Raw genomic sequence first — 23,341 nt, forward strand, 5'->3', positions numbered from 1 at the left:
TCTACGCCATCGCACGCCCGTTCACCCAATCCTCGCCGTTCGCCTCCGGCCCGGCGGTTCCGCCGAAGGTACGGCGGTAGGTGTGCGGGCTGACGCCGGTGGTGCGTTTGAAACGGTCGCGGAAGGCGGTGGGCGAGCCGAAGCCGACCTCGCGGCCGATGCGCTCGACCGGCTGCCGGGTGGTCTCCAGCAGGTGCTGGGCCCGCCGGATGCGGGCACGGTGCAGCCACTGCAGCGGGGTGGTCCCCGTCTGCTCCCGGAAGCGGCGGATGAGCGTACGGGTGCTGACCCCGGCGCGGCCGGCGATGTCGTCCAGCGTCAGCGGGCGGGCGAGGTTGTCCTGGAGCCAGTCCAGTACCGGCTCCAGCACCGACCCCTCCGGTGCGGGCACCCGGTCGTGGACGATGAACTGCGCCTGCCCGCCCTCGCGTTCCAGCGGCATCACCGACAGCCGGGCGGCGTCGGCGGCCACCGCGGAACCATGATCCCGCCGGATCATGTGCAGACACATGTCCAGCCCCGCCGCGGCGCCGGCGGAGGTGAGGAACTGCCCGTTGTCGACGTACAGCACGTTCGGGTCGACCTCGATGTCCGGATGCGTGGCGGCCAGCAGATCGGCGGCGACCCAGTGGGTGGTGGCCCGCAGCCCGTCGAGGAGCCCGGTCGCCGCCAGCGGGAAAGTGCCCGAGCAGATCGAGGCGATCCGGGCACCGCGGTCGGCGGCCTGTCGCAGCGCGGCCCGCACGGCGGGGCCGATCGGTGCCGTGACATCGGCGGTACCGGGCACGATGACGGTGTCCGCGCCCGCCAGCCCCTCCAGCCCCCACGGCGCCCGCAACGTGAACGTCCCCGCGTCCACCTCCGCCTCCTCGGCACAGACCCGCACCCGGTACCCGGGCCGCCCGTCCGCCAGCCGCGCACGCTGAAAAACCTCGACCGGCGTCGACAGATCGAACGGAACCACCCGAGGCAGCGCGAGCACGGCAACCGTAAGCATGAGGGGAACGTATCTCGCTGCTCCTCGCGCGGAAGCTCCGGGCCCGCAGTCCGTGGGCCTCAGTCGCCCTGGCCGGTCAGCAGCTCCCGCATACGTTCCGCCGCGTGTACCGCCGCGTCCCCGCAGCAGTTGTTGAAGAGGACGTGGACGTGCTCGGCCCGGTCCGCCATGTGCCGGATGCGTGGCACCCACTCCGTCAGCTCCGACGGCCCGTACGCGTACCGGAAGCGGTCCTCCTTGCTGCCGCGGCCCCACGAGGCGCTGCGGCCGTGGAAGCGGACCACCGCCGTGTGCGGCGAGGTGACCGGGGCGACCGGCGGTACGGAGCGGGGCAGCGTCTGGGTCATGTCCACGGCCACGGCCGCCATGCCCAGGTCGGTGAGGAGCGCCGTGGTGCGTTCCTCGCGGTCCCCCTGCCACCAGCCCGGGTGCCGGAACTCGACGGCCACGGGCCACCCTTGGGTGCGTTCCCGGCAGCGGGTGAGGAACGCCTCCCAGCGGGCGCCGGGCGCGCACCACGGCGGGAACTGGAAGAGGAGCGTGCCGAGGCGGTCGGCTTTCCGCAGTGGTTCCAGGGCCTGCCCGAACCGCGCCCACACCTCGTCCAGCAGTGCCGGGTCGGTGTCGCGTACGTCGCCCGTCCGCGCCGCGGCGGGACGCAGGTCGGGCGGGAGCGACCGCGGCGGTGTCGGGTGCCCGGTCAGCAGGGAGAACGCCTTCACGTCGAAACGGAAGCCGTCCGGGGTGCGCTCCGCCCACAGCGCGCTGTTCCGGGCGCTGGGCAGTGCGTAGTACGTGGCGTCGACCTCCACGACGGGGAACTGCTCGGCGTAGTGCCGCAGCCGGCCCTCCGGGTCCCGCCGGCCGGGCGGGTACCACCCACTCCGCACCAGCGCCCGGTCCGTCCACGAACATGTACCGACGGCGATGCCACTCCTCATGGCGGCCGCGTACCCCGTCCCGGCGGACTCAGCTCCGGTCGGAGTCGGGCTCAGCTCCGGGCGGACTCGGGCTCACCCGGACGGAACGCCTTCCCGGACCGCGTACGCCGTCCAGTGCCGATGCCCCGCCCGTCACCCTCACCGCTGCGCCTCAGTTCCGGATTCGCACCGGATTCCCTGACCCATACACGTGCACATGCACATGCAAGGTACGACTGGCTCCGGCAAGCTACCACAGGCCCATATGGCCACCGCGGCGACGGCTGCCCCCCTGCGGCTCCTCCCCTTAGGGGACGCCCCGTACATCTCCAGGTTGATCGGCAGCGCGGCCGTACATCCCGAGAGCGACCGGGATAACCGCAGGTGGAGTGACGTCCCGGGGCTTCCTCGGCACATAGCGTCGATGCCTGACCGACGCACGTGACCAGGAGGACTCGGGATGTACGGGAAGGCATTCGCTCCGGAGTATCAAGGGGAGCTGGGGGCGGAGTTGAGTGTCAACTCCTCGTACGAGGACGTGCTCGTCGCCGCGCGGCGCGCACGGGGCGCGGCCGTGGGGCCGGGGGACGCCGCGCGGGCCGCGCTCGCCGAGGCGGAGGCCGGACGGCGGCTCGGGAGGGTGGCCGAGGCCGAGGCCGCGTGGCGGGCCAGCTACCGGAGCGCGCGCACCGCGGGGGACCCCGGCAGCATGGCGTGGGCGCTGTGGAGCGGCGGCACGCTCGCCCGCCAGTGCGGACGGCTCGCGCTCGCGCGCCGGCTGCTCGCGGCGGCCGTCGCGTTCGCCGAACCGAGCGGCGACCGCCTCGCGCACGGCTACGCGCTGGCCGGGCTCGCCGAGACCGGCCGCATACAGGGGGACTACGAGGCCGTCGCCGAGCTGCATGAAGAGCTGCTGGCGCAGGCCAGGGCGCACGGTGAGGCGCGGCACATGGTGTGGGCGATGTCGGGGATCGCGCAGATGCACCGCAACACCGGCGGATACGCGAAGGCCCTCGCGCTGTTCGAGGAGTCGGCGCAGGTCGCCGAGCAGGCCGAGGACTGGCGGGGGCTGGCCTGGTCGCTGCGGGGCGTGGCCGACGTGCGGTCCGTGCTGGGGGAGACCGAGGAGGCGCTGCGGCTGCTCGGCCGGGGCGAGGCCCTCTGCCGGGAGCTGAACCTCGCGGGGGCGCTGGCCTACAACCGCAAGATGCGCGGCAACGTGCTGTACCGGGCCGGGCGGTACGAGGAGGCCGCCGTGGTCTACAGCGGCGCGCTGGCGGAGTTCCGGTCGATGTCCGAGCCGCGGGGCACGGCGCTCTCGCGGCTGGGGCTGGTGAAGTCCCGGGCGCACCTGGGATGGCCGTACGACGAGGTGGCCGCCGAGCTGGACGACGTCGAGCGCGAGGTCACCCGGATCGGGCTGCGGCACGCCCGGGACATGGTCAGGTCCTTCCGCGCAGAGCTGTCGGCGGAAAGAACTGCCGTACCGGCTCCCGGTGCCACCACGCTCCGGTCTCCCGCAGTTCCCGCCAGGTCGTGAAGCGGTAGCGGTAGAACCGGGCGCGTACGTGGCGGGGCGGCGCGTCCGGGAAGGGGTTCCGGCGCAGCAGCCGCACCGTGTCCCGGTCATTTTCGAGCAACCGTTCGAGGAAGCCGCCGAACCAGCGGCTCGCGTAGCCCGGCGACAGCGCCGCGAACCACATCAGCCAGTCCAGCCGCAGGTGGTACGGGGCGAACGGGCGCGGCATCCGGCGCACGTCCCCCGGCTTGCCCTTGAAGTCGTACTCCCGCCACTCGGTGGCATCGGTGATCACCTCGTCCGCCGTGCCCTCGACGACCACCTCGTGCCGGACGCGGGTGACGGACCCGAAGGCGCCGTACGAGTTGACCAGGTGCAGCGGCTCGTACGAGGTGTTCATCCGCTGCTGGCGGGAGAGCAGGTTGCGGGCCGGGCGGTAGCTGAGCGCGAGGACGGCAACGGTCGCCGCGATGACCAGCACCTCGTACCAGAGCGGGGGCGGCGCGAGGCCGGCCGGCGGGCCGACGAGGCCGCCCAGGCCCACCGCGGAGGCGTCCACGACCGACACGGCGATCACGATCGTCAGCCAGTTCAGCCAGGCGAAGTTGCCCGAGAGCACCAGCCACAGCTGGGTGACGATCATCGTCAGCGCCGCCCAGGTGGCCACCGGCTGCGGGGTGAAGAGGAGTACGGGGGCGAGCAGCTGGGCCACGTGGTTCGCGGCCGTCTCCACCCGGTGCACCGGCTTCGGCAGGTGGTGGAAGAACCAGCTCAGCGGGCCCGGCATCGGCTGCGTCTCGTGGTGGTAGTCCAGGCAGGTCAGGTCCCGCCAGCACGGGTCGCCGCGCATCTTGATCAGCCCGGCGCCGAACTCCAGCCGGAACAGCAGCCAGCGCAGCAGCCACAGCACCAGGACGGGCGGCGCGGTGCGCGCGTTGCCCAGGAAGACCGCCAGCGCGCCGGTCTCCAGGAGCATGGTCTCCCAGCCGAAGCCGTACCAGGTCTGGCCCACGTTGACGATCGAGAGGTACATGGCCCACAGCACGGTCCACCACACCATCGACGCCCACAGCGGCACGGCGTCCGCCGCGCCCGCCAGGACGGCCGCCGACAGCAGCGCGCCCGCCCAGGCCCAGCCCGCGAAGAAGCGGTCGGAGAAGCGCCAGTGGAACACCGAGGGGGCCTTGCGGAACGGCACCCGGCGCACGAAGTCCGGGACCGGCGTCATCCCGCGCTCCCCGATCAGCGCCCTGAACTGCAACGCGGCCGAGACGAACGCGATCACGTACAGCGCGGCCAGGGCCCGCTGGAAGACCAGCCGGCCCAGCCAGTACTCCGGTGCCGGGAACCACTCCACATGCCTATCCGTAGCATCGGTGCGTGTCCGCTGCCCACCGTGTGGCGCCCGTGTTGCCGACGGGCGGAGCCCGGGACTCCGCGACATGGTTGCCGTCCCTCGCCGACGTGGCTGAAACGGGCCGTACGGGGGCGGTTTCTCCGTCCTGTAACCCTATCGACGGTAATTGCCGCGCGGCGGGGCACTCATGTCGTTAGGCTGAGCGGTGACGGACGTCCTGTCTGGGAGATGCCGACATCCTCGGCCCGTCGCGGGATGCGCCACGAACCATGGCCGAACTCCCGGTTGTGACAAACGGCGCCACCGCGTCAGTACCTCATCCCGTTGGCTAAGGAGTGCGTGGTGGCACCGGAACAGACGATCAGCAAGCAGCCCCGACCGAAGCAGGGCGAGCGCCAGGGGCGCATCAGGGAGGTCCGCAACCTGGAGGTCTGGAGCCGCTGCGCCCCGGTCCACCTGGCCGGCTGCGAGGACGAGTCCGCGACCGAGCAGCACATCTTCCGCGGCATCGACTGACGCACCGGGCCGGCCGGATCACCGGCCGGCCGACGGCACACCGTTCCGCCGCCGACCGCGCCGGAACGCCGCTGCGGCCGCTGCCTACGGACGGCGGCCCAGCAGGCAGAGCAGCCGGGTGAGGTCATCGGCCCCCGGCGGCGGCTCGATCGCCGGCGCGAACAGCCCCGAGCTGCTCAGCTCCTTCGCGTAGGGCTCCACCTCGCGCAGCGCCTGGCCCACCAGCTCACCCGGCAGCTCCTCGGACGCGCCGATCGCCCGTGACAGATCCCAGGCGTGCACCACCGCGTCCATCGTCATCTGGCTGCAGTACGGGGCGGCGCCGCTGGTGCCGTACGAGAGGTGCACCTCCCGGTCCAGGGCGCCGGGCTCGGTGAACGCCGCGACCGCCGCGACCGCGGCCCGGTCCCAGGTCGCCACCGGATCGTCCCCGAGCACGTCGCCGTCGAACTCGTCGCCGACCTCCTCCATCGTGGCCCCGTCCCGCACCAGCCGCGGCACCCACAGCTGCTCGGCGGTGAGGTGGTTCACCAGGTCGCGCACCGTCCAGTCCGCGCACGGCGTCGGGGCGTCCCACTGGTCGTCGCGCACGGTGTGGACGCGGTCCCCGAAGAGGTCGATGGCCTCGCCGTGGCGGCGGAGAATGTCGTTGGACTCCATGGCTCCTCAGCATAGGAGCGGGGGCACACGGCGGCGCCGCTCCGACGCGCCCCCTGCGCGCCCTCCCGTACGCTCCCGTCGCTCTGACGCATCGTCAGTGGTGCGGCTGTTCTGCCGTGAGCACTCTGGTCAATCCCCGGTGCGGCCGGTTTGATGTGCGCGAGCCGAACATTATTGGAGGCTGCATGGATCTCCCGTCCGCACCCGCCGCCATCCGCTCCGCCGGCCACGAACGCCCCTACCCCGTCTTCCAGGACCGCGCAGCCCGCATCGCGACCGGGCTGCGGGCCCTCGGGATCCCGCCGGGTGACCGGATCGCGGTGGTAATGCGCAACGAACCGGCCTATCTCGAAGTCACCACGGGGGCCGCCCGGGCGGGCATCTCTGCGGTGCCCGTGAACTGGCACTTCCGCCACGACGACCTGGCGCACGTCCTCGCCGACAGCGGCAGCCGCGCCGTCTTCGTCCACTCCGACATGCTGCCCGCCGTCACCGCCCACCTCCCGGCCGGTGTGCACGTCATCGAGGCACCCGTCCCGGAGGGGGTCGCCGCTGCCTGCGGCTTCGACGCGCCCCCGGTCAGCGGCGCGCATCCGGTCCTGGACGACTGGCTGGCCGGTCACGCGCCGCTGGCCGACCCGGAGCCCGACCGCCCCTCCACCGTGATCTACAGCTCCGGCACCACGGGCCGTCCCAAGGGCGTACTGCGCGAGCCCGTGGCGGCCGCTGCGCTGCCCGAGGCGGTGGCGAGCTTCCTCTCCTACTTCGCCGTGCGGCCCGGCGGCCGCACCATGATCCCGGCGCCGCTGTACCACGCCTCGCCCAGCCAGCACGCGGTCCTCGCGGTCGCCTGCGGCCTGGACATCACCCTCATGCCGCGCTTCGACGCCGAGGAGTTCCTGCGCCTGATCGAGGCCCACCGCGTCGAGCAGGTGCAGGTCGTCCCGACCATGCTGGTGCGCCTGCTCCGGCTGCCGAAGGAGGTCCGCGAGCGGTACGACCTGTCCTCGCTCACCTCGGTCGTGCACGCCGCCGCCCCCTGTCCGCCGCACGTCAAGCACGCGATGATCGACTGGCTCGGGCCGATCCTCCGCGAGTACTACGGCGGCAGCGAGACCGGCGCCGTGACCTGGTGCGACAGCGAACAGTGGCTGGCCCACCCCGGCACGGTCGGGCACGCGGAGGGCACCTGCGGGGTGGCCGTGCTCGGGCCCGACGGCCGGGTGCTGCCGCCCGGCGAGACCGGCGAGATCTACCTCAGACCGGCCGACACCTGGCCGCGCTTCACCTACCTCGGCGACCCCGCCAAGCGCACCGCCATGGAGTCCGCCGCCCTCCCCGGGTACGTCACCATCGGCGACATCGGCCACCTCGACGAGGACGGCTACCTCTACCTCAGCGACCGACTCAACGACATGGTCATCTCCGGCGGGGTCAACATCTATCCGGCGGAGATCGAGGGCTGTCTGCTCTCGCTCGACGGCGTCCGGGACGCCGCGGTGTTCGGCATCCCGGACGCCGAGTACGGGGAGGCGCTGGCCGCGCACGTGCAGGCCGACCCCGCCGCGGGGCTCACCGCGGCCGACGTCCGCGCCCACGTGGGGGCCCGGCTGGCCAAGTACAAGATCCCCAGGACCGTGGTCTTCGAGGCGGCACTGCCCAGGGACCCGTCCGGCAAGCTCTTCAAGCGCCGGCTGCGGGAGCCCTACTGGGAAGGGCACGACACGAAGATCTGAGGACAAGTCCCCTTCCGCCGACGGGAGTTGGCGTGCCATTCTGTGCGCCACATCAGTGAACTCCCTTCACGTGCGTGACTCGCGTGGCTTCCGTCGGCGGAAAGGGCGTAGGCATGACACACCGCGGGCACTCCGGACGGCACCTGGGGCGGCGGGGACTGCTCGCCGCCGGCGCCGCACTCGCCGCCGTACCGGCGCTCTCCACGACCGCCCGCGCGGCGACGGCAGGCGCCCCGCCCGGCGGGCTCCCCTCCAGAGACGAGATCGTCGCCGTGCTGCGCCGGGTCGCCGACCACTGGATCGGCGCGCACGCCGACCCCGGCGACAACCAGTGGGCCCGCGCCACGTTCTTCGGCGGGCTGATGGACCTGTACCGGCTCACCCGTGAAGCGCGGTACCTCGACTACGCGCGCGGCTGGGCCGAGGGCCACGACTACGCGCTGCACAGCGGCGTCACCACCCGGCACGCCGACGACCACTGCGCCGGGCAGGCCTACCTCGACCTGTACGAACTGGAGCCCGAACAGAGCAAGATCGCGGCCATCGAGGAGTCGCTGCACCGGATGGTCTTCACCGACCGGCCGGAGAAGAACGACGACTGGTGGTGGGACGACGCACTGCACATGGCGATGCCGCCGTTCGCCCGAACAGGCAGGCTGCGTACCGAACCCGCCTACTGGGACAAGCTGTACGCGCTCTACACGCACACCAAGTCGGCGGAGGGCGGCCCCGGCCTGTACGACCCGGACTCCGGCCTCTGGTACCGCGACAAGCGCTTCCTCCCGGGCGGCATCCTCTCGCCGGACGGGAAGCCGGTCGTGTGGTCGCGCGGCAACGGCTGGGTGGCCGGCGGCCACGTGAAGACCCTCAAGACGTTGCCCGCAGGGGCGCGGCACGTACCGGAGTACCGCACCACCCTGGTACGGGAGCTGGCCGCGCTGCGCGGTGTCCAGCGCGCCGACGGGTTCTGGAACGTGAACCTGGCCGACCCCGCGCACCTTCCGGGCCCCGAGACCAGCGGCACGTCCTTCTTCGTGTACGCCACCGCCTACGCGGTCCGCGCCCGGCTCGTCCCGCGCACGCAGTACCTCCCGGTGGCGGCCCGCGGCTGGCACGGGCTGACCACGACGGCGGTGCACGCCGACGGCTTCCTCGGCTACGTCCAGGGCGTCGGCGACCGCCCCGAGTCGAGCCGGCCGGTCGGCCCGGACACCACGGCCGACTTCGGGGTGGGCGCCTTCCTGCACGCGGGCTGCGAACTGGCGGCACTGGCGGGCTGAGCCTCGGCCCCGCGCCGGTCAGCGGGGCGCGAGTGCCTCTTCGAGGAGACCGGCGAGCAGGGCGGCGCCGGAGCCGTCCGGGTCGAGATCCGGGTCGTAGATGGTGAGGTTGAGGCCGACGCACCGCTCCGACCGTACGAAGGTGCGCAGCAGCGTGGCGAGTTCGCCGGGCAGCAGACCGCCGTCGTCGGGGCTGTCGACGGCGGGCATCACGGACGGGTCCAGCACGTCCGCGTCCAGATGCACCCAGAAGCCCTCGGTGACGGGGGCTTCGAGGGTCTGCAGGACCGCGCCCGCGATCTCCTCGGCGCCCCACTCGCGGATCTCGCCCACCGTCGCGTTCATGATCTTCAGCTCGGCGAGTTCGGCCCGCTCGGTGTCGTAGTCGCGGATGCCGAGCACCCGTACGTCCTCGTCCTTGAGGTAGGGCCGCAGTCCTTCGAGGTCCGTCAGGTCCGGCTGGCCGCGGCCGGTCGCGAGGGCCAGCTCCTCGCCGCCGGCCGCGCCGACGTGGTCGGCGTTCCCCGGGTGCCGGAAGTCCGCCGACCCGTCGAGCACGGCGATGCCGTACCGGCCGATGCGGCGGAGGGCGAGCGAGGCGCCGAGCTGGATGGAGCAGTCGCCGCCCAGCACGACCGGGAAGTCCCCGGCCCGGACGTGGTGTTCGATGCGGTCGGCGAGCTTGCGGGTGTACGTGGCGAGCGCGGCGGCGTTGAAGACGCCGTCGCCCGGTTGCCAGCCGCCGCGGTCGTAGCGGGGCGGCACGACGACGCCGCCCTCGTACGCGCCGAGCCGCTGCACCAGCCGCTGTTCGCGCAGCGCGCCCGCCAGCTTGTAACAGCCGGGCACGGTGCCCTCGGCGGGCGGGCGGAGGCCGAGGTTGGACGGGGCGTCGAGAACCACGATGCGGCGCATCCCGTCATTCTGGCCGGGCGGGGCAACGGAGGCCACTGGTTTCGCCCCGCCCGGGGGCATCGCCGACGAGGCGTCAGGCGGCGGCCTTGTCGGGGACGATCTGCAGCTTGCGGCCCGTGCCGCGCTTGAAGGTCTCCAGCGCCTCGGCGTACTCGTCCAGTGCGAACTGGTGGGTGATCATCGTCTCGGAGTCGATGACGCCCTTGCCCAGCAGCTCCACCGCGCGCCCGTAGCTGTGCAGGATCGCCATCGAACCGACGATGCGGATCTCGTCGTTGTAGATCCGGAACGGCGAGAACTGCGCCATCTCCTGGTCGGGCGCGCAGCCGAACTGCTGGAACGTGCCGCCGCGGATCGGCCGGGTCAGCCCGTCCTCGATGGCCTTGACGTTGCCGGTGCAGTCCGTGACGACCTGCCAGCCCAGCCGGCTCTCCAGCTCGTCGGCGCTGGTGGCGACGTGGTCGGCGCCCAGCTTCTTCGCCACCGTGAGCCGGTCGGCGTTGATGTCCACGACGGACACCGAGCCGGCCCCGGCGCGCTGTGCGACCTGCATGTAGAGCAGGCCCATGGTGCCCGCGCCGTAGATCAGGAAGTGGTCGCCCAGCTTGGGGTCGACGATGTCGAAGCCGCGCACGATCGTCGACAGCGGCTCGATGAGCGGCGCGTGCCGCAGCTCGACGGTCTCGGGGAGCCGGTAGCAGTTCTTCGCGGGGACCTTCACGTACTCGGCGGCCGCGCCGTCCACGGTGATGCCGATCGTGCCCCACCGCTCGCAGAGGTTGCCGCGGCCGATGGCACAGAAGTGACAGGCGCCGCAGTAGATCGCCGGGTCGGCGGCGATCTTGTCGCCCTCGGCGAAGGCGGTGACGCCCTCGCCCACGGCGACGATCTCGCCAGAGAACTCGTGCCCGGGGATCACCGGGTACTTCGTCGGCCCGAACTCGCCCGCCAGCATGTGCACGTCCGTACCGCACAGCCCGGCGGCGGTGACCTTGACGACGACCTCGCCGCGGCCGGGCGTCGGGTCGGGCACGGTGGTCACGGACAGCTTGTTCGGTTCCTCGATGACTACTGCGCGCATGGTGCTTCCACCTTTCGGGAGGGGGCGGGGCGGCTCAGGCGACCAGGTTGCGGGTCTCGACCTGCTTGATCTTCTCCACCTTGGGTGCCGAGCCGCCGCCGGCGAAGTCCGAGACCAGCCAGTGGTCCAGGCACACCAGCGCGGCGTGCACGCCCATGGTGCGGCTGCCGAAGCAGGCGATCTGCGCGTCGTTGGACTTGCGGGCCCGCTCGGCGCTGTAGCTGTCCGGGATCTGCGCGGCGCGGATGCCGGGCACCTTGTTGGCGGCGATGGCCATGCCGATGCCCGTACCGCAGACCAGGACGGCGCGCTCGTGCTCGCCGCGTGCGACGCTGCGCGCGACCCGCTCGGCCACGTCCGGGTAGTCCTCGTCCGGGGTCGCGCTCAGGTCCGTGACCGGGTAGCCGAGACCCTTGAGGTGCGCGATGATCGCGTCCTTCATCTCGAAGGCCGCGTCGTCGCAGCCGATGGCGATGCGGTAGGTCATGGTGGTCTCCCTGGGAGTGTTCAGACGGGGGCGATCTCGTCGAGGACGCGGCGCAGGCCCTCGGTGTCGTGGGCGAGCCGGCCGAGGAAGAGGCCGTCGACGGGGCCGGCGGAGAGCCGCTCGTACGTGCCGGGCCCGGCGGTGCCGCCGTAGATCAGCCGGCCGCGCACGTCGTGCTCGTCCAGGCAGGCACGGATCGCGGCGGCCATGGTCAGGACGTGCTCGGCGGGCGCGGGGTCGGTGGCGCCGATCGCCCAGACCGGCTCGTAGGCGATGACGACCTCGCTGCCCGGCACGGCGCCCGCGAGCGCGGCCCGTACCTGCCCGAGCGTCTCCTCGACCGCGGCGCCCAGGTCGGCGCCGTCCCGCTCGCCCGCGCAGACGACGGGGACCAGGCCGGCGGCGGTGGCGGCGCGGGTCTTGGCCCGTACGACGTCGTCGGTCTCGCCGAAGTGCGCGCGCCGCTCGGCGTGCCCCACCTCGACGTACGTGGCACCGGCCTCGGTGAGCATCCCCGCGGAGACCTCACCGGTCCACGGCCCGGACTCCGCCCAGTGCACGTCCTGCGCGCCGAAGGCGACCCCGGTGCCGGCCAGCAGCTCGCGGGCGTCGGCCAGGGCCGGGAAGGAGGGGAGGACGAAGAGGTCGACGGCGCGTGCGCCGAGCCCCGCGGTACCGGCGAGCGCGGCGACGTCCGCGAGCCACTTCCGGGTCTCGGCGAGACCGAAGTAGAGCTTCAGCGAGACACCTACGACGGGGCGGCGGAGGTCAGGAATCACGTCGTTCATGATGCTTAGAACAAAAGCACATGTGAAGTTCTCAAATCAAGACGTGAACTTCACGAAATCGGTGTTACTTCTACCGGCGGCCCGCCGCCGGGCGGGATGGCGCGCAGGGGTGTGGAATAGGTGCGGGACCGGCACTGTTGGGCGGGTATAGTTCACGATTCAACTACTACGGTTCAGTGACCGCAGCAACGTACGGAGGCGGGCAGCATGCAGTTCGGGATCTTCACGGTCGGAGACGTCACCACCGACCCCACGACGGGCCGGACGCCGACCGAACACGAGCGGATCAAGGCGATGCTCGCCATCGCGCTCAAGGCCGAGGAGGTCGGCCTGGACGTCTTCGCCACCGGCGAGCACCACAACCCGCCCTTCGTGCCGTCCTCGCCGACCACCATGCTCGGCTACATCGCGGCCCGCACCGAGCGGCTGATCCTCTCCACCTCCACCACGCTGATCACCACCAACGACCCGGTGAAGATCGCCGAGGACTTCGCGATGCTCCAGCACCTCGCCGAGGGCCGGGTGGACGTGATGATGGGCCGCGGCAACACCGGCCCTGTCTACCCCTGGTTCGGCCAGGACATCCGCCAGGGCATCCCGCTCGCCATCGAGAACTACGCCCTGCTGCACAGGCTGTGGCGCGAGGACGTGGTCGACTGGGAGGGCAAGTTCCGCACCCCGCTGCAGGGCTTCACCTCGACGCCCCGCCCGCTGGACGGCGTACCGCCCTTCGTGTGGCACGGCTCCATCCGCAGCCCGGAGATCGCCGAACAGGCCGCGTACTACGGCGACGGCTTCTTCGCCAACAACATCTTCTGGCCCAAGCACCACTTCCAGCAGCTGATCCGGCTCTACCGCCACCGCTACGCGCAGTACGGCCACGGCACGCCGGAGCAGGCGATGGTGGGGCTCGGCGGTCAGGTGTTCATGCGGAAGAACTCCCAGGACGCGGTCCGCGAGTTCCGCCCGTACTTCGACAACGCGCCGGTCTACGGGCACGGCCCCTCCCTGGAGGAGTTCACCGAGCAGACCCCGCTGACCGTCGGCAGCCCGCAGCAGGTCATCGAGAAGACCCTCGAATTCCGTGACTACTTCGGCGACTACCAGCGGCAGCTGTTCCTGATGGACCACGCGGGCCTGCCCCTGAAGACCGTCCTGGAGCAGCTGGACATGCTCGGCGAAGAGGTCGTGCCCGTGCTGCGCAAGGAGTTCGCCAAGGACCGCCCGGCCGAGGTGCCGGAGGGTCCCACGCACGCCGCCCGTGTCGCCGAGCGCGACGCCGCGGCCCTGGAGGAGGTGGCGGAATGAAGCCCCTGACGATCGTGGCCGTCTCGGCCGGACTGGGCGTGCCCTCGTCCACCCGCCTGCTCGCCGACCGGCTGGCCGAGGCCACCCGGGAGCGGACGGCGGACGGCACCGCCCGTCCGGTGGAGGTCCGCGTCATCGAACTGCGCGACCTCGCCACCGACATCGCCCACAACATGGTGACCGGCTTCCCCTCGCCGGCGCTGGGCGAGGCGATCGAGGCGGTGACGGCGGCGGACGGCGTCATCGCCGTCACGCCGATCTTCACCGCCTCCTACAGCGGACTGTTCAAGTCGTTCTTCGACGTCATCGACAACACCGCGCTCACCGGCAAGCCCGTGCTGATCGCGGCGACCGGCGGCACGGCCCGGCACTCGCTGGCCCTGGAGCACGCGCTGCGCCCGCTCTTCGCGTACCTGCGCGCGGTGGTCGTGCCGACCGCGGTGTACGCGGCGTCCGAGGACTGGGGCGCGGGCGGCAACGGCCCCGGCGGCGCGCTCATGGAGCGCATCGAACGGGCCGCGGGGGAGCTGGCCGGGCTGGTGCGCGGCGGCGCGGGCACGGCGCCCGTGGCCGAGGACGGCGGCGGCTCCGACGAGTTCGAGGACGTCGTGCCGTTCGAGGAGCAGCTGGCGGCGCTGCGGGCGGGCTGAGCCCCGCTGTGTGCGGTCCATGACCTCAGAGGTCATCGACGCGCTGACCCCGTCCTGCAAATCTAGGGGTCAGCGCGGGCCGCACGGGCGGCCGGCGCCACTCGACGGGGAGAGGGGACCGACATGAGCGCATACGCCGTGGCCCACCTGAAGAATGACAGCCGGCACGAGGACGTGCTGTCCTACATCGAGCGCATCCAGGGGACGTTCGTCCCCTTCGGCGGCCGTTTCCTCGTGCACGGCGTCAAGCCCGAGGTCCGCGAGGGCACCTGGCCCGGGTACGCGATCCTCGTCGAGTTCCCCGACCTGGAGCAGGCTCGCGCGTGGTACGACTCGCCCGAGTACCAGGAGATCCTGCCGCTGCGCACCCGGCACATCGAGGCGGACGTCGTGCTCGTGCCGGGGGTCCCGGTCGGCTACGACGCGACGCGCACGGCGGCAGCCGTCCGGTCCGCGGCTCTGAACGGCGACTGACCGGAAGCGGTTCCAGGGCCCCTCACCCCTGCCACAGCCGCCTGAGTGCGGTGTTCACCCGGCCGGGGCGGTCGCGTTGCGGGGCGTGGCCCGCGTCCTCTACCCGGAGGTGGCGGGCGCCGATCGCGTCGGCGACCTGCTCGCCGTAGCCGGGCGGCGTCGGGTGCGGACAGCCGCGGCGGTCGTCGTAGGGGCGGCCGGGCGCGCCGTTGACGATCAGCTTGGGCCAGTCGGCGGTGAGCAGCGCGGCGGGGCGGAGGCCGGGGGTGTCGGCGGCGGGCTCCCCGTACGCGGCGAGCCGGCCCGCCGTCGCCCGCAGGGCGCACGGTTCGAGCAGCGTCAGGGAGCGGACGGCCTGCGGGGCGGCCGCCGCGACGTGCAGGGCCACCGTGGCACCGGTGCAGTGGCCGACCAAGTGGGCGCCCTGGTCGAGGAGTTCCGCGATACCGGAAGGGTCGACGCCGATGCCGTCGGCCGCCGGGCCGACCAGTTCCAGCCGGAACAGTTCCGCCAACATGCGCTGCCCGGCGAAGACTTCGGTGCCCGGGGCCAGCGGGCCGTACACCATGACGACGCGTGGGGCACCGGGTGTCGCCTCGTCCCAGACCGTTGTCACCATGGGTCGCTCACGCCTCATGCGCCACCACCATAGAGGAGCCGGTGGCCTTGCGGCGTCGTACACGGCGGGGTCACAGCCCGGCGACCTCCGCCAGCACCCGGGCCTCCGCCAACTCCTCGGCACCGCCTGCCACGTCGTCGTGCGCCGCGGCCCACAGGGCACTCTCCACGGAGCGGGCCACGCCCCAGGCGGCGATCCGCTCGGCGGGCTCGCCGAGCCGGTCGGCCAGCAGGCGCAGCCGGGCGCGCAGCACGTCGGCGGGCGAGTCGTGCGCGAAGGGGTCGTCCAGCTGCGTCAGCAAGGGCCAGGGGTCGTACCCCGGATCGCCTGCCATCGGCTTGGGGTCGATGGCGGCCCAGCCGCCGGGGCCGCCGGTGGCCAGCACGTTGCCGGGGTTGAAGTCGCCGTGCACGACGACCTCGCGGCGGGCCGAGGCGGGCAGCTCCCGCAGCAGCGACGCGCCGAGCGCCACCAGGCCGGGGTCGTACGGCGGCCGGAGCCGGTCCGCGCGTTCCCGCACCAGGTCCGACCACTCCGCACAGACCGCCGCCACGGACTCCAGCTCGCCCTCCGGGGGCCGCGGCGCGCGCCACAGGGCGTCCAGTACGTCGGCGGCCCTGTCGAGCCCTTCCTCGGGGGAGAGCGCGGTGTCCGGGGGAGCGGCGCGCCCGTCGGCCTCCGGCACCGCGTCAAGCAGCGTCGTACCCGGTACGCAGCGTTCGAGGAGCAGCGCGTGGCGCTCCGGGTCGTGGTCGAGCAGCCGTACCGCGCCGTGGCCGCCCCAGGCACGCAGCGCGGCGGCCTCGCCCGCCGCCTCCCGGTGCGGCCAGGTCACCTTCAGGACGGCCCGGCCGCCGTCCGGCAGTCGCACGGGTGCCACCCAGGAGCAGCTGCCGCCGTCGAACGGTGCCGACAGGCGCAGCCCCCAGCGTTCCGCGGCCTCGCCGACCAGCTGCGGCAGCCGGGCCAGCCAGGCACGGCCGGAAGCGTGCCGCGCCATGGTCTCGGCCACCGGGAGGCCGGGCGGGAACAGGTCGGGAGGGAGGAGGTCCGGTGGCAGGAGATCGGGCCGCCGGTCGGCGGTGCCGGTGCCGGCGGGGGTGGCGCCGTCGGCGCGTGGGGGCTCGGGCATGGGCGCACGGTAGCGGCTCCCGGCGGCCGCGCGTGGCCGTGCGGCGGGAACAGGGGCACGAGTGTGAAACTCTTGAGGCCCGCCAGACGAGAAAGAGGCGCACGGCGATGACGGAGAGCGCGGCCGCACGGCCCAGGAACCCGCGCGGCCAGGGTGACCGGCTGCGCGCTGAGCTGCTGACCGCCACCGAGCGGCTGCTGGAGCAGGTCGGCAGCGAGGACGCGCTGTCGCTCCGCGCCGTGGCCCGTGAGGCGGGCGTCGCGGCCCCCAGCATCTACCGGCACTTCGCCGACAAGACCGAGCTGGTCTGGGCGACGATGCAGGTCAGCTACGAGCGGCTGGTCGAGGACATGGCAGCGGCCGGCGCTCTGGTCCCGGAGGGGGACCCGGTGGCGCGGCTGCGGGCGCGCTTGCGTGCGTACTGCCGGTACGCCATCGACCACCCGGCGAAGTACCGGCTGCTCTACGAGACCCGGCAGTCCCCGGTCGGCCCCGAGCGGCTGGCGCAGCACCCGGCGGGCCTCCTGGTGCGCGGCCTGCACGACGCGCTGACGGCGTGCGAGGAAGCCGGCTGGCGGATCCGCTGCTCGCGGGACGAGGCACCGTACGTCCTGTGGTCGGCGGTCCACGGCCGGGTCATGCTCTGGCAGGTACTCCCCGCCGCAAAGAACCCCGAACGCCTGCACCGCTTCGTCGACGACATCCTCACCCTGCTGCTGGAGCGCTGACGGCGTCCCTCCGGCCATCCGATCCGCCGTTCCGCTTCGGGCTGCGGGCGCCCGTCCCGGCCGGGGTCGACCCGGAGAACGAGCAGGGTGGAAGTGGCCCTTGTGACGCTATCCTCCTGGCAAGGCTGAGCACGGGGGCGGGGGCGCGATGCCGAGGCTGTGGGCGCGGAACAGGACAGACGCGTTGTACGCGTGGCACCCGAAGATCGAGGATCACTTCCCGGAGTGCCACTACGTCGTCAGACGCCTCTTGGTGACGCACCACAAGCGGTCGCGTTTCTTCGCACGGGCTTCCGTTTTCTGGTATCGCCTCTTCGGGGGGATCGAAGTGATCCTCGGCGTGATGCTGCCGCTGCTGTTCGTCTACCCGCAGACGCAGAACGAGGTCGGCCTGCAGGCCACCGTCAGCGTGTCGATCGCCGTGATCGCCGCCCTGGGGACGTTCTGGGGGTGGCGTGACAGATGGGGAACCTACCGGGCCCAGGACATCCTGATCGCCGAAACCCTGGGTGACTGGGAGCTGACCCTGATCGGGCTCATCGGTGACAGTGACCGGATCCCGGACGCGCGGGAGCAGGCGCTGGCCAAGACGAAGGAAGCGGTGGCCGCCCTGTTCGCGGTTCTGGGCCAGGAGCACGAGGCGAACTTCGCCGGAGTGCAGTCACCGAGCGACATCGTGGTCGCGATGAACCGGCAGGACCGGTACCGCAACATCCAGTGACGGGGGGGCAATGCCCCCTTTTACGGGGAGTCGCGGTCGCAAGGTTGTATTTGGCAACCACCACCAGCGTACCCGTTGCCCGGAAGGGAGTTGACGGGGGCCCCGGTCCGTTTGCCTGGCTTTTACGGGTGTAAGTTTACGGGTGTTAGGCGAGCGTCCGAGTGCGGCGCCACCGTCCGCGTGTCCGCAAGGAGCGACATGACCGTCACTTCCCCCCATGCCCCGCTGCCCGTGGAGCCCCCCACCGGCTGTCCCTTCGATCCGCCCGCCGAGTTCGGCCGGATGCGGATCGAGGAGCCGATCAAGAAGATCTCGCTGCCCGACGGCAGCTGGGCCTGGCTCGTCACCCGGTACGCGGACATCCGCGCGATCCTCGGCGACACCCGGTTCAGCTCCGACACCCTCACCCCGGGCTACCCGCTCAGCGGCATGACCGGCGGCGCCACCACGGAGAACCGCGGCTTCATCCGCATGGACCCGCCGGAGCACACCCGGCTCCGCCGGATGGTCACCCGCGAGTTCATGGTCAAGAAGGTCGAGGCGCTGCGCCCGGAGATCCAGCGGATCACCGACGAACTGTGCGACGCGATGCAGACCGCCAGGCTGAACGGCGAGGAGTCGGTCGACCTCGTCGAGGCGCTCGCCCTCCCGGTGCCCTCCCTCGTCATCAGCCTGCTGCTCGGCGTCCCCTACGAGGACCACGCGCTCTTCCAGGGACTCACCGGCAAGCTGCTCTCCCGCACCATCCCCAAGGCGGAGGCCGACGCCGCCCGCGAGGAGCTGCGCGCGTACCTGGACCGCCTGGTCACCGCCAAGGAGGCGGACCCGGGCGACGACATCCTCAGCCGGCTGATCGTCGAGCAGCAGCAGGCCGGGGAGATCAGCCACGACGACGTCATCGGCTTCGCGGCCCTGCTGCTGGTCGCCGGGCACGAGACCACCGCCAACATGATCGGCCTGACCGCGCTGAGCATGATGGGTGAGCCGGGTACCGCGCAGCAGCTGCGCGAGGACCCCTCGCTCATCCGCGGCGCCGTCGAGGAGCTGCTGCGCTTCCACAGCATCATCCGCAACGGCCCGCGCCGCGCCGCCACCGCGGACATCGAGATCGGCGGCCAGCTCATCCGTGCCGGCGAGGGCGTCGTCGTCGCCGTGCCGTCCGCCAACCGCGACGCGGAGACCTTCGAGAACCCCGACACGCTCGACGTCTGCCGCCCCAACTCCCAGCACCACGTCGCGTTCGGCTACGGCATCCACCAGTGCCTCGGCCAGGCCCTGGCCCGCGTCGAGCTCCAGGTCGTCCTCGCGACCCTGCTCCGCCGCTTCCCGACGATGCGGCCCGCCGTGCCGATCGAGACCATCCCCTTCCGCACGGACATGGCGATCTACGGGTGTCACGAACTGCCCGTCACCTGGTAGATCCGTACCCCACCACCCAACGGAATTCCGCAGGAACCCCCACAGGAGCAAGAAGCCATGAACATCACCCTTGACGAAGACAAGTGCTGCGCCGCCGGCCAGTGCGTCCTGGTCGCCCCCGAGGTCTTCGACCAGCGTGACGAGGACGGCGTCGTCGTCCTGCTGGACGCCCAGCCGCCCGCCGAGCAGCACGCCGCGGTCCACGAGGCCGCCGCCATCTGCCCCGCCGCCGCCATCCAGGTCGGCGCATGACCGACGGACGCATCGCCGTCGTCGGCGCCTCGGCGGCCGGCCTCGCCGCCGTCGAGGCCCTGCGCCGGGGCGGCTGGACCGGCACGCTGACCCTGATCGGCGACGAGCCGCACCTGCCCTACGACCGGCCCCCGCTGTCCAAGCAGCTGCTCTCCGGCGACTGGCAGGCCGACCGGCTGGGGCTGCGTACGGAGGTCCAGCTCGACACCCTGGACCTGGACCTCCGGCTCGGCACCCGGGCCACGGCCCTGGATGCCGCGACGCGCACCGTGACCCTCGCCGACGGCGAGCGGCTGGAGTGCGCCGGCGTGATCGTCGCCACCGGCGTCCGGGCCCGCACCCTGCCGGGCCTGGCCGACGTGGCAGGCGTCCACACGCTGCGCACGCTGGACGACGCCCTCGGGCTGCAGACCTGGCTGTCCGGGGCGCCGCGGCGGCTGGTCGTCGCGGGCAACGGCGTCCTGGGCTGCGAGGCCGCAGCGGTCGCCCGCGAGCTGGGCCACGAGGTCACGCTCGTCGGCCGCGACCCGCTGCCCATGCACCGCCTCGTCGGCGACGGCACGGGCACGCTGCTCGCCGCCGAGCACGAGCGGCACGGCGTACGGATGCTGACCGGCGGTCTGGAGGCGGTCGAGACCGCGGACGGGCACGTCACCGGCGTACGGCTGACCGACGGCAGCGCGCCGGCCGCCGACACCGTCCTGCTCGCCATCGGCTCCGAGCCGGCGGTGGACTGGCTGCGGGCCGACGCGGCGCTGGACACCGCCGACGGGCTGCGCTGCGACGAGTTCTGCGCCGCGGCACCGGGGATCTACGCCGCCGGTGACGTGGCCCGCTGGTACCACCCGGGGCACGGCCGCCACCTGCGGATCGAGCACCGGATGAACGCCACCGAGCAGGCCATGGCCGCGGCCCGCAACCTGCTCGCCGAGCTGGGTACCACCGAGGACGAGCGCCGCCCGTTCACGCCGGTCCCGTACTTCTGGTCCGACCAGTACGGGATGAAGCTCCAGGCGTACGGGGTGCTCGCGGGCGCCGACCGGACCGAGACGGTCCTCCTGGACAAGGAGCAGCGCCAGGTGGCCGCGCTCTACGGCCGGGACGGGCTGGCCACCGGCGTGCTCGCCGCTGGACTGCCGCCCCGGCAGATCCGCGGGCTGCGCGCGGTGATAGCCACCCCGGGGCCGTGGGAGGAGGCCCACGCGGCCCTGCGCACCGCCCTCGGCGCGGAGTGAGACGGGGGACGCCGGCCGGTGCACCGCGACCCACCGGCCGGCGTCCCCGATCATGGAGGGCATGACCGATTCGTACGTACGGGTGCGCGGCGCCCGTGAGCACAACCTCCGCGCCGTCGACGTGGCCATCCCGCGCGACGCCTTCTGCGTCTTCACCGGCGTCTCGGGCAGCGGCAAGTCCTCGCTCGCCTTCGGCACCCTCTACGCCGAGGCGCAGCGCCGGTACTTCGAGTCGGTCGCGCCGTACGCCCGGCGGCTGATCCACCAGGTCGGCGCGCCCCGGGTCGAGGAGATCACCGGCCTGCCGCCGGCCGTCGCCCTGGAGCAGCGCCGTTCGGCCCCCACCTCGCGCTCCTCCGTCGGCACCGTCACCACGCTCTCCAACAGCCTGCGCATGCTGTTCTCGCGCGCCGGCGACTACCCGGCGGACAGCACCGGGCGGCTGGACTCCGACGCCTTCTCGCCCAACACCGCGGCCGGCGCCTGCCCCGAGTGCCACGGGCTGGGCCGCGTCCACCGGGTCACCGAGGACTCCCTCGTCCCCGACCCCGCGCTCTCCGTCCGGGAGGGCGCCATCGCCGCCTGGCCCGGCGCGTGGCTCGGCAAGAACCTCCGCGACATCGTCGCCACCCTCGGGTACGACATCGACCGGCCCTGGCGCGACCTGCCGCAGCGGGACCGGGACTGGATCCTGTTCACCGAGGAGCGGCCGGTCGTCACCGTGCACCCGGAACGCGAGGCCGGGCGCATCCAGCGGCCGTACAAGGGCCAGTACCAGAGCGCCCGTCACTACGTGCTGCACACGTTCTCCGACTCGCAGAGCGAGACGCAGCGCCGGCGCGTCGAGCGGTTCCTGGTCTCCGAGGACTGCCCGGCGTGCGGGGGCCGTCGGCTGCGGCCGGAGGCGCTGGCCGTCACCTTCGCGGGCCACGACATCGCCGCGCTGGCGGGCATGCCGCTCTCGGCGCTCGCCGCGCTGCTGCGGCCGACGGCCGAGGGCACGGACGAGGAGAGCGTGGCGGGCACCCTCGCGCGCGACCTCGTCGCCCGTATCGAGGTACTCACCGAACTCGGCCTCGGCTACCTCGGCATGGACCGCCCCTCGCCCACCCTCTCCGCGGGCGAACTCCAACGCCTGCGGCTGGCCACCCAGCTCCGCTCCGGCCTCTTCGGCGTGGTCTACGTCCTGGACGAGCCCTCCGCCGGCCTGCACCCGGCCGACACCGAGGCGCTGCTCACCGTCCTGCACCGGCTGAAGGACGCGGGGAACTCCCTCTTCGTCGTCGAGCACGACATGGACGTGGTCCGCCGAGCCGACTGGCTCGTGGACGTCGGCCCGCGGGCGGGGGAGCACGGCGGACGGGTGCTGCACAGCGGGCCGGTGGACGGCCTGGCGACGGTGGACGATTCCCTCACCCGCCGCTTCCTCTTCGACGGGCCGGACGGCGCCGGGGCTCGCGAGCCGCGGAAGCCCGCCGGCGCGGTCCGGCTGTCCGGGATCACGCTCCACAACCTGCGGGGCCTGGAAGCGGAGTTCCCCCTCGGGGTCTTCACGGCCGTCACCGGCGTCTCGGGGTCGGGCAAGTCCACCCTCGTCACCCGGGTGCTCGCGGACGCGGTACGGGAGCGGCTGGGCGGGGACGCGGCGGGGGAGCGGCCGGACGCGGGCGCCGAGGAGAGCGGCGACGAGGCGCGGCCCCTCGCCGAACCGGCCGCCGCCGAGGGCCTGGAAGCCGTCGACCGTCTGGTACGCGTCGACCAGAAGCCCATCGGCCGCACCCCGCGCTCCAACCTCGCCACGTACACCGGCCTGTTCGACGCCGTACGGAAGGTCTTCGCGGCCACCGACGAGGCGCGGGCGCGCGGGTACAAGGCGGGCCGCTTCTCCTTCAACGTGGCCGCAGGGCGGTGTGAGACCTGCCAGGGCGAGGGGTTCGTCGCCGTCGAACTCCTCTTCCTGCCGGGTACGTACGCGCCGTGCACGGCCTGCCACGGCGCCCGCTACAACCCCGAGACGCTGGAGATCACCTACCGCGGACGGAACATCGCCGAGGTGCTGGAGATGACCGTGGACGCCGCGGCGGACTTCCTCGCGGAGGTGCCCGCGGCGGCCCGCAGCCTGCGCACGCTCCAGGACGTCGGCCTGGGCTACCTGCGGCTCGGCCAGCCCGCGACCGAGCTGTCCGGCGGTGAGGCGCAGCGCATCAAGCTCGCGGCTGAGCTGCAGCGCACCCGCCGCGGGCACACGCTCTACCTGCTGGACGAGCCCACCACGGGGCTGCATCCGGCCGACACCGAGGTGCTGCTGCGCCAGTTGCACGGGCTGGTGGACGCCGGCAACACGGTGGTCGTCGTGGAACACGACATGGGCGTGGTCGCGGGGGCCGACCACGTCATCGACCTCGGCCCCGGCGGTGGCGCGGACGGCGGGCGTGTCGTGGCGGCCGGTACGCCGGCCGAGGTCGCGGCGGCGGAGGGCAGCCGCACGGCGCCTTACCTCGCCCGGGCGCTCGGCCGCGTGTGACGGTCGGTTAATGTACCCGGGTC

At 72.8% G+C, this 23,341-nt stretch carries 23 protein-coding genes and 1 riboswitch; of the genes, 13 read left to right on the forward strand and 10 right to left on the reverse strand.

What is annotated here, in order from left to right:
* Position 1: 1 nt before the first annotated feature.
* Entirely contained in the window at positions 2 to 997 is a 996-nt protein-coding gene (locus tag ABZ840_RS19935) for a helix-turn-helix domain-containing protein (protein WP_361561357.1), read from the reverse strand.
* Positions 998 to 1,056: 59 nt separating this feature from the next.
* Entirely contained in the window at positions 1,057 to 1,938 is an 882-nt protein-coding gene (locus tag ABZ840_RS19940; protein ID WP_361561358.1) for a DUF72 domain-containing protein, read from the reverse strand.
* Between the two features lie 59 nt (positions 1,939 to 1,997).
* A riboswitch (cobalamin riboswitch) is annotated at positions 1,998 to 2,116 on the reverse strand.
* A 261-nt stretch (positions 2,117 to 2,377) separates the two neighbouring features.
* On the opposite strand from ABZ840_RS19940, the gene ABZ840_RS19945 reads away from it, so the two are divergent.
* The gene (locus ABZ840_RS19945) at positions 2,378 to 3,457 is read left to right on the forward strand and encodes a tetratricopeptide repeat protein (RefSeq protein ID WP_361561359.1); all 1,080 of its coding nucleotides are present in this window, start codon (positions 2,378 to 2,380) and stop codon (positions 3,455 to 3,457) included.
* Here ABZ840_RS19945 and ABZ840_RS19950 read toward each other — a convergent pair.
* Positions 3,360 to 4,793 carry a lipase maturation factor family protein gene (locus ABZ840_RS19950; protein ID WP_361561360.1) on the reverse strand — a complete coding sequence of 478 codons (1,434 nt, stop codon included), beginning with the start codon at positions 4,791 to 4,793 and terminating at the stop codon, positions 3,360 to 3,362. The two genes, ABZ840_RS19945 and ABZ840_RS19950, sit on opposite strands and share 98 nt — an antisense overlap.
* A gap of 342 nt (positions 4,794 to 5,135) precedes the next feature.
* Here ABZ840_RS19950 and ABZ840_RS19955 point away from each other — a divergent pair, with 342 nt between their 5' ends.
* Entirely contained in the window at positions 5,136 to 5,309 is a 174-nt protein-coding gene (locus ABZ840_RS19955) for a hypothetical protein (protein ID WP_181138496.1), read from the forward strand.
* Positions 5,310 to 5,393: 84 nt separating this feature from the next.
* Here ABZ840_RS19955 and ABZ840_RS19960 read toward each other — a convergent pair whose 3' ends face one another.
* Positions 5,394 to 5,969: a TIGR03086 family metal-binding protein gene (locus ABZ840_RS19960; protein ID WP_361561361.1), complete on the reverse strand. Its 576-nt coding sequence runs from the start codon at positions 5,967 to 5,969 to the stop codon at positions 5,394 to 5,396.
* A gap of 185 nt (positions 5,970 to 6,154) precedes the next feature.
* Here ABZ840_RS19960 and ABZ840_RS19965 point away from each other — a divergent pair, with 185 nt between their 5' ends.
* Both ABZ840_RS19965 and ABZ840_RS19970 read left to right on the forward strand, forming a co-directional pair.
* Positions 6,155 to 7,705, forward strand: a complete 1,551-nt coding sequence (locus ABZ840_RS19965) for an AMP-binding protein (protein WP_361561362.1) — start codon at positions 6,155 to 6,157, stop codon at positions 7,703 to 7,705.
* Positions 7,706 to 7,818: 113 nt separating this feature from the next.
* Positions 7,819 to 8,985, forward strand: coding sequence for a glycoside hydrolase family 88 protein (locus ABZ840_RS19970; protein ID WP_361561363.1), 1,167 nt, complete (start codon positions 7,819 to 7,821; stop codon positions 8,983 to 8,985).
* An 18-nt stretch (positions 8,986 to 9,003) separates the two neighbouring features.
* On the opposite strand, the gene ABZ840_RS19975 is transcribed toward ABZ840_RS19970, so the two are convergent.
* From ABZ840_RS19975 to ABZ840_RS19990, 4 genes are all read right to left on the reverse strand, one after another.
* Entirely contained in the window at positions 9,004 to 9,900 is an 897-nt protein-coding gene (locus ABZ840_RS19975; protein ID WP_361561364.1) for an arginase family protein, read from the reverse strand.
* A gap of 73 nt (positions 9,901 to 9,973) precedes the next feature.
* Positions 9,974 to 10,981 carry a zinc-dependent alcohol dehydrogenase family protein gene (locus ABZ840_RS19980; RefSeq protein WP_361561365.1) on the reverse strand — a complete coding sequence of 336 codons (1,008 nt, stop codon included), beginning with the start codon at positions 10,979 to 10,981 and terminating at the stop codon, positions 9,974 to 9,976.
* 34 nt (positions 10,982 to 11,015) lie between these two features.
* A complete protein-coding gene (locus ABZ840_RS19985) occupies positions 11,016 to 11,468 on the reverse strand; it encodes an RpiB/LacA/LacB family sugar-phosphate isomerase (protein WP_361561366.1) in 453 nt (150 codons plus the stop codon).
* 20 nt (positions 11,469 to 11,488) lie between these two features.
* Positions 11,489 to 12,247 (reverse strand): triose-phosphate isomerase family protein, encoded by a 759-nt coding sequence (locus ABZ840_RS19990; protein ID WP_361561367.1) that lies wholly within the window; start codon positions 12,245 to 12,247, stop codon positions 11,489 to 11,491.
* 216 nt (positions 12,248 to 12,463) lie between these two features.
* Here ABZ840_RS19990 and ABZ840_RS19995 point away from each other — a divergent pair, with 216 nt between their 5' ends.
* From ABZ840_RS19995 to ABZ840_RS20005, 3 genes are all read left to right on the forward strand, one after another.
* Positions 12,464 to 13,564 (forward strand): LLM class flavin-dependent oxidoreductase, encoded by a 1,101-nt coding sequence (locus ABZ840_RS19995; protein ID WP_361561368.1) that lies wholly within the window; start codon positions 12,464 to 12,466, stop codon positions 13,562 to 13,564.
* Positions 13,561 to 14,214, forward strand: a complete 654-nt coding sequence (locus ABZ840_RS20000; RefSeq protein ID WP_361561369.1) for an FMN reductase — start codon at positions 13,561 to 13,563, stop codon at positions 14,212 to 14,214. The genes ABZ840_RS19995 and ABZ840_RS20000 overlap by 4 nt, the downstream gene beginning before the upstream one ends.
* Before the next feature lie 123 nt (positions 14,215 to 14,337).
* Positions 14,338 to 14,688 carry a DUF1330 domain-containing protein gene (locus ABZ840_RS20005; RefSeq protein WP_361561370.1) on the forward strand — a complete coding sequence of 117 codons (351 nt, stop codon included), beginning with the start codon at positions 14,338 to 14,340 and terminating at the stop codon, positions 14,686 to 14,688.
* Between the two features lie 22 nt (positions 14,689 to 14,710).
* Here the strand turns inward: ABZ840_RS20005 and ABZ840_RS20010 are convergent, their stop codons facing one another.
* A complete protein-coding gene (locus ABZ840_RS20010; RefSeq protein WP_361561371.1) occupies positions 14,711 to 15,325 on the reverse strand; it encodes an alpha/beta hydrolase in 615 nt (204 codons plus the stop codon).
* 52 nt (positions 15,326 to 15,377) lie between these two features.
* Positions 15,378 to 16,439 carry an aminoglycoside phosphotransferase family protein gene (locus ABZ840_RS20015; protein WP_361561372.1) on the reverse strand — a complete coding sequence of 354 codons (1,062 nt, stop codon included), beginning with the start codon at positions 16,437 to 16,439 and terminating at the stop codon, positions 15,378 to 15,380.
* Between the two features lie 107 nt (positions 16,440 to 16,546).
* Between ABZ840_RS20015 and ABZ840_RS20020 the strand changes: the two genes are divergently transcribed.
* The 6 genes from ABZ840_RS20020 to uvrA all read left to right on the forward strand — a co-directional run bounded on the left by ABZ840_RS20020 (position 16,547) and on the right by uvrA (position 23,318).
* Positions 16,547 to 17,167: a TetR/AcrR family transcriptional regulator gene (locus tag ABZ840_RS20020; protein WP_361561373.1), complete on the forward strand. Its 621-nt coding sequence runs from the start codon at positions 16,547 to 16,549 to the stop codon at positions 17,165 to 17,167.
* A gap of 253 nt (positions 17,168 to 17,420) precedes the next feature.
* Positions 17,421 to 17,888, forward strand: coding sequence for a hypothetical protein (locus tag ABZ840_RS20025; protein WP_361561374.1), 468 nt, complete (start codon positions 17,421 to 17,423; stop codon positions 17,886 to 17,888).
* A gap of 198 nt (positions 17,889 to 18,086) precedes the next feature.
* Positions 18,087 to 19,307 (forward strand): cytochrome P450, encoded by a 1,221-nt coding sequence (locus tag ABZ840_RS20030; RefSeq protein WP_361561375.1) that lies wholly within the window; start codon positions 18,087 to 18,089, stop codon positions 19,305 to 19,307.
* 57 nt (positions 19,308 to 19,364) lie between these two features.
* The gene (locus tag ABZ840_RS20035; RefSeq protein WP_361561376.1) at positions 19,365 to 19,559 is read left to right on the forward strand and encodes a ferredoxin; all 195 of its coding nucleotides are present in this window, start codon (positions 19,365 to 19,367) and stop codon (positions 19,557 to 19,559) included.
* Entirely contained in the window at positions 19,556 to 20,794 is a 1,239-nt protein-coding gene (locus ABZ840_RS20040; protein WP_361561377.1) for an FAD-dependent oxidoreductase, read from the forward strand. The genes ABZ840_RS20035 and ABZ840_RS20040 overlap by 4 nt, the downstream gene beginning before the upstream one ends.
* 61 nt (positions 20,795 to 20,855) lie before the next feature.
* Positions 20,856 to 23,318, forward strand: coding sequence for an excinuclease ABC subunit UvrA (gene uvrA, locus ABZ840_RS20045; RefSeq protein ID WP_361561378.1), 2,463 nt, complete (start codon positions 20,856 to 20,858; stop codon positions 23,316 to 23,318).
* Positions 23,319 to 23,341 lie beyond the last annotated feature (23 nt).

The organism is Streptomyces sp. NPDC047117, from assembly GCF_040643545.1.
Lineage (GTDB): Bacteria > Actinomycetota > Actinomycetes > Streptomycetales > Streptomycetaceae > Streptomyces.

What these genes read in the sequence shown, in the direction of transcription:
- ABZ840_RS19935 (WP_361561357.1), bottom strand. Translation starts at nt 997, where the DNA reads ATGCTTACGGTTGCCGTGCTCGCGCTGCCTCGGGTGGTTCCGTTCGAT.
- ABZ840_RS19940 (WP_361561358.1), bottom strand. Translation starts at nt 1,938, where the DNA reads ATGAGGAGTGGCATCGCCGTCGGTACATGTTCGTGGACGGACCGGGCG.
- ABZ840_RS19945 (WP_361561359.1), top strand. Translation starts at nt 2,378, where the DNA reads ATGTACGGGAAGGCATTCGCTCCGGAGTATCAAGGGGAGCTGGGGGCG.
- ABZ840_RS19960 (WP_361561361.1), bottom strand. Translation starts at nt 5,969, where the DNA reads ATGGAGTCCAACGACATTCTCCGCCGCCACGGCGAGGCCATCGACCTC.
- ABZ840_RS19965 (WP_361561362.1), top strand. Translation starts at nt 6,155, where the DNA reads ATGGATCTCCCGTCCGCACCCGCCGCCATCCGCTCCGCCGGCCACGAA.
- ABZ840_RS19970 (WP_361561363.1), top strand. Translation starts at nt 7,819, where the DNA reads ATGACACACCGCGGGCACTCCGGACGGCACCTGGGGCGGCGGGGACTG.
- ABZ840_RS19975 (WP_361561364.1), bottom strand. Translation starts at nt 9,900, where the DNA reads ATGCGCCGCATCGTGGTTCTCGACGCCCCGTCCAACCTCGGCCTCCGC.
- ABZ840_RS19980 (WP_361561365.1), bottom strand. Translation starts at nt 10,981, where the DNA reads ATGCGCGCAGTAGTCATCGAGGAACCGAACAAGCTGTCCGTGACCACC.
- ABZ840_RS19985 (WP_361561366.1), bottom strand. Translation starts at nt 11,468, where the DNA reads ATGACCTACCGCATCGCCATCGGCTGCGACGACGCGGCCTTCGAGATG.
- ABZ840_RS19995 (WP_361561368.1), top strand. Translation starts at nt 12,464, where the DNA reads ATGCAGTTCGGGATCTTCACGGTCGGAGACGTCACCACCGACCCCACG.
- ABZ840_RS20000 (WP_361561369.1), top strand. Translation starts at nt 13,561, where the DNA reads ATGAAGCCCCTGACGATCGTGGCCGTCTCGGCCGGACTGGGCGTGCCC.
- ABZ840_RS20005 (WP_361561370.1), top strand. Translation starts at nt 14,338, where the DNA reads ATGAGCGCATACGCCGTGGCCCACCTGAAGAATGACAGCCGGCACGAG.
- ABZ840_RS20010 (WP_361561371.1), bottom strand. Translation starts at nt 15,325, where the DNA reads ATGAGGCGTGAGCGACCCATGGTGACAACGGTCTGGGACGAGGCGACA.
- ABZ840_RS20015 (WP_361561372.1), bottom strand. Translation starts at nt 16,439, where the DNA reads ATGCCCGAGCCCCCACGCGCCGACGGCGCCACCCCCGCCGGCACCGGC.
- ABZ840_RS20020 (WP_361561373.1), top strand. Translation starts at nt 16,547, where the DNA reads ATGACGGAGAGCGCGGCCGCACGGCCCAGGAACCCGCGCGGCCAGGGT.
- ABZ840_RS20030 (WP_361561375.1), top strand. Translation starts at nt 18,087, where the DNA reads ATGACCGTCACTTCCCCCCATGCCCCGCTGCCCGTGGAGCCCCCCACC.
- ABZ840_RS20035 (WP_361561376.1), top strand. Translation starts at nt 19,365, where the DNA reads ATGAACATCACCCTTGACGAAGACAAGTGCTGCGCCGCCGGCCAGTGC.
- ABZ840_RS20040 (WP_361561377.1), top strand. Translation starts at nt 19,556, where the DNA reads ATGACCGACGGACGCATCGCCGTCGTCGGCGCCTCGGCGGCCGGCCTC.
- uvrA (WP_361561378.1), top strand. Translation starts at nt 20,856, where the DNA reads ATGACCGATTCGTACGTACGGGTGCGCGGCGCCCGTGAGCACAACCTC.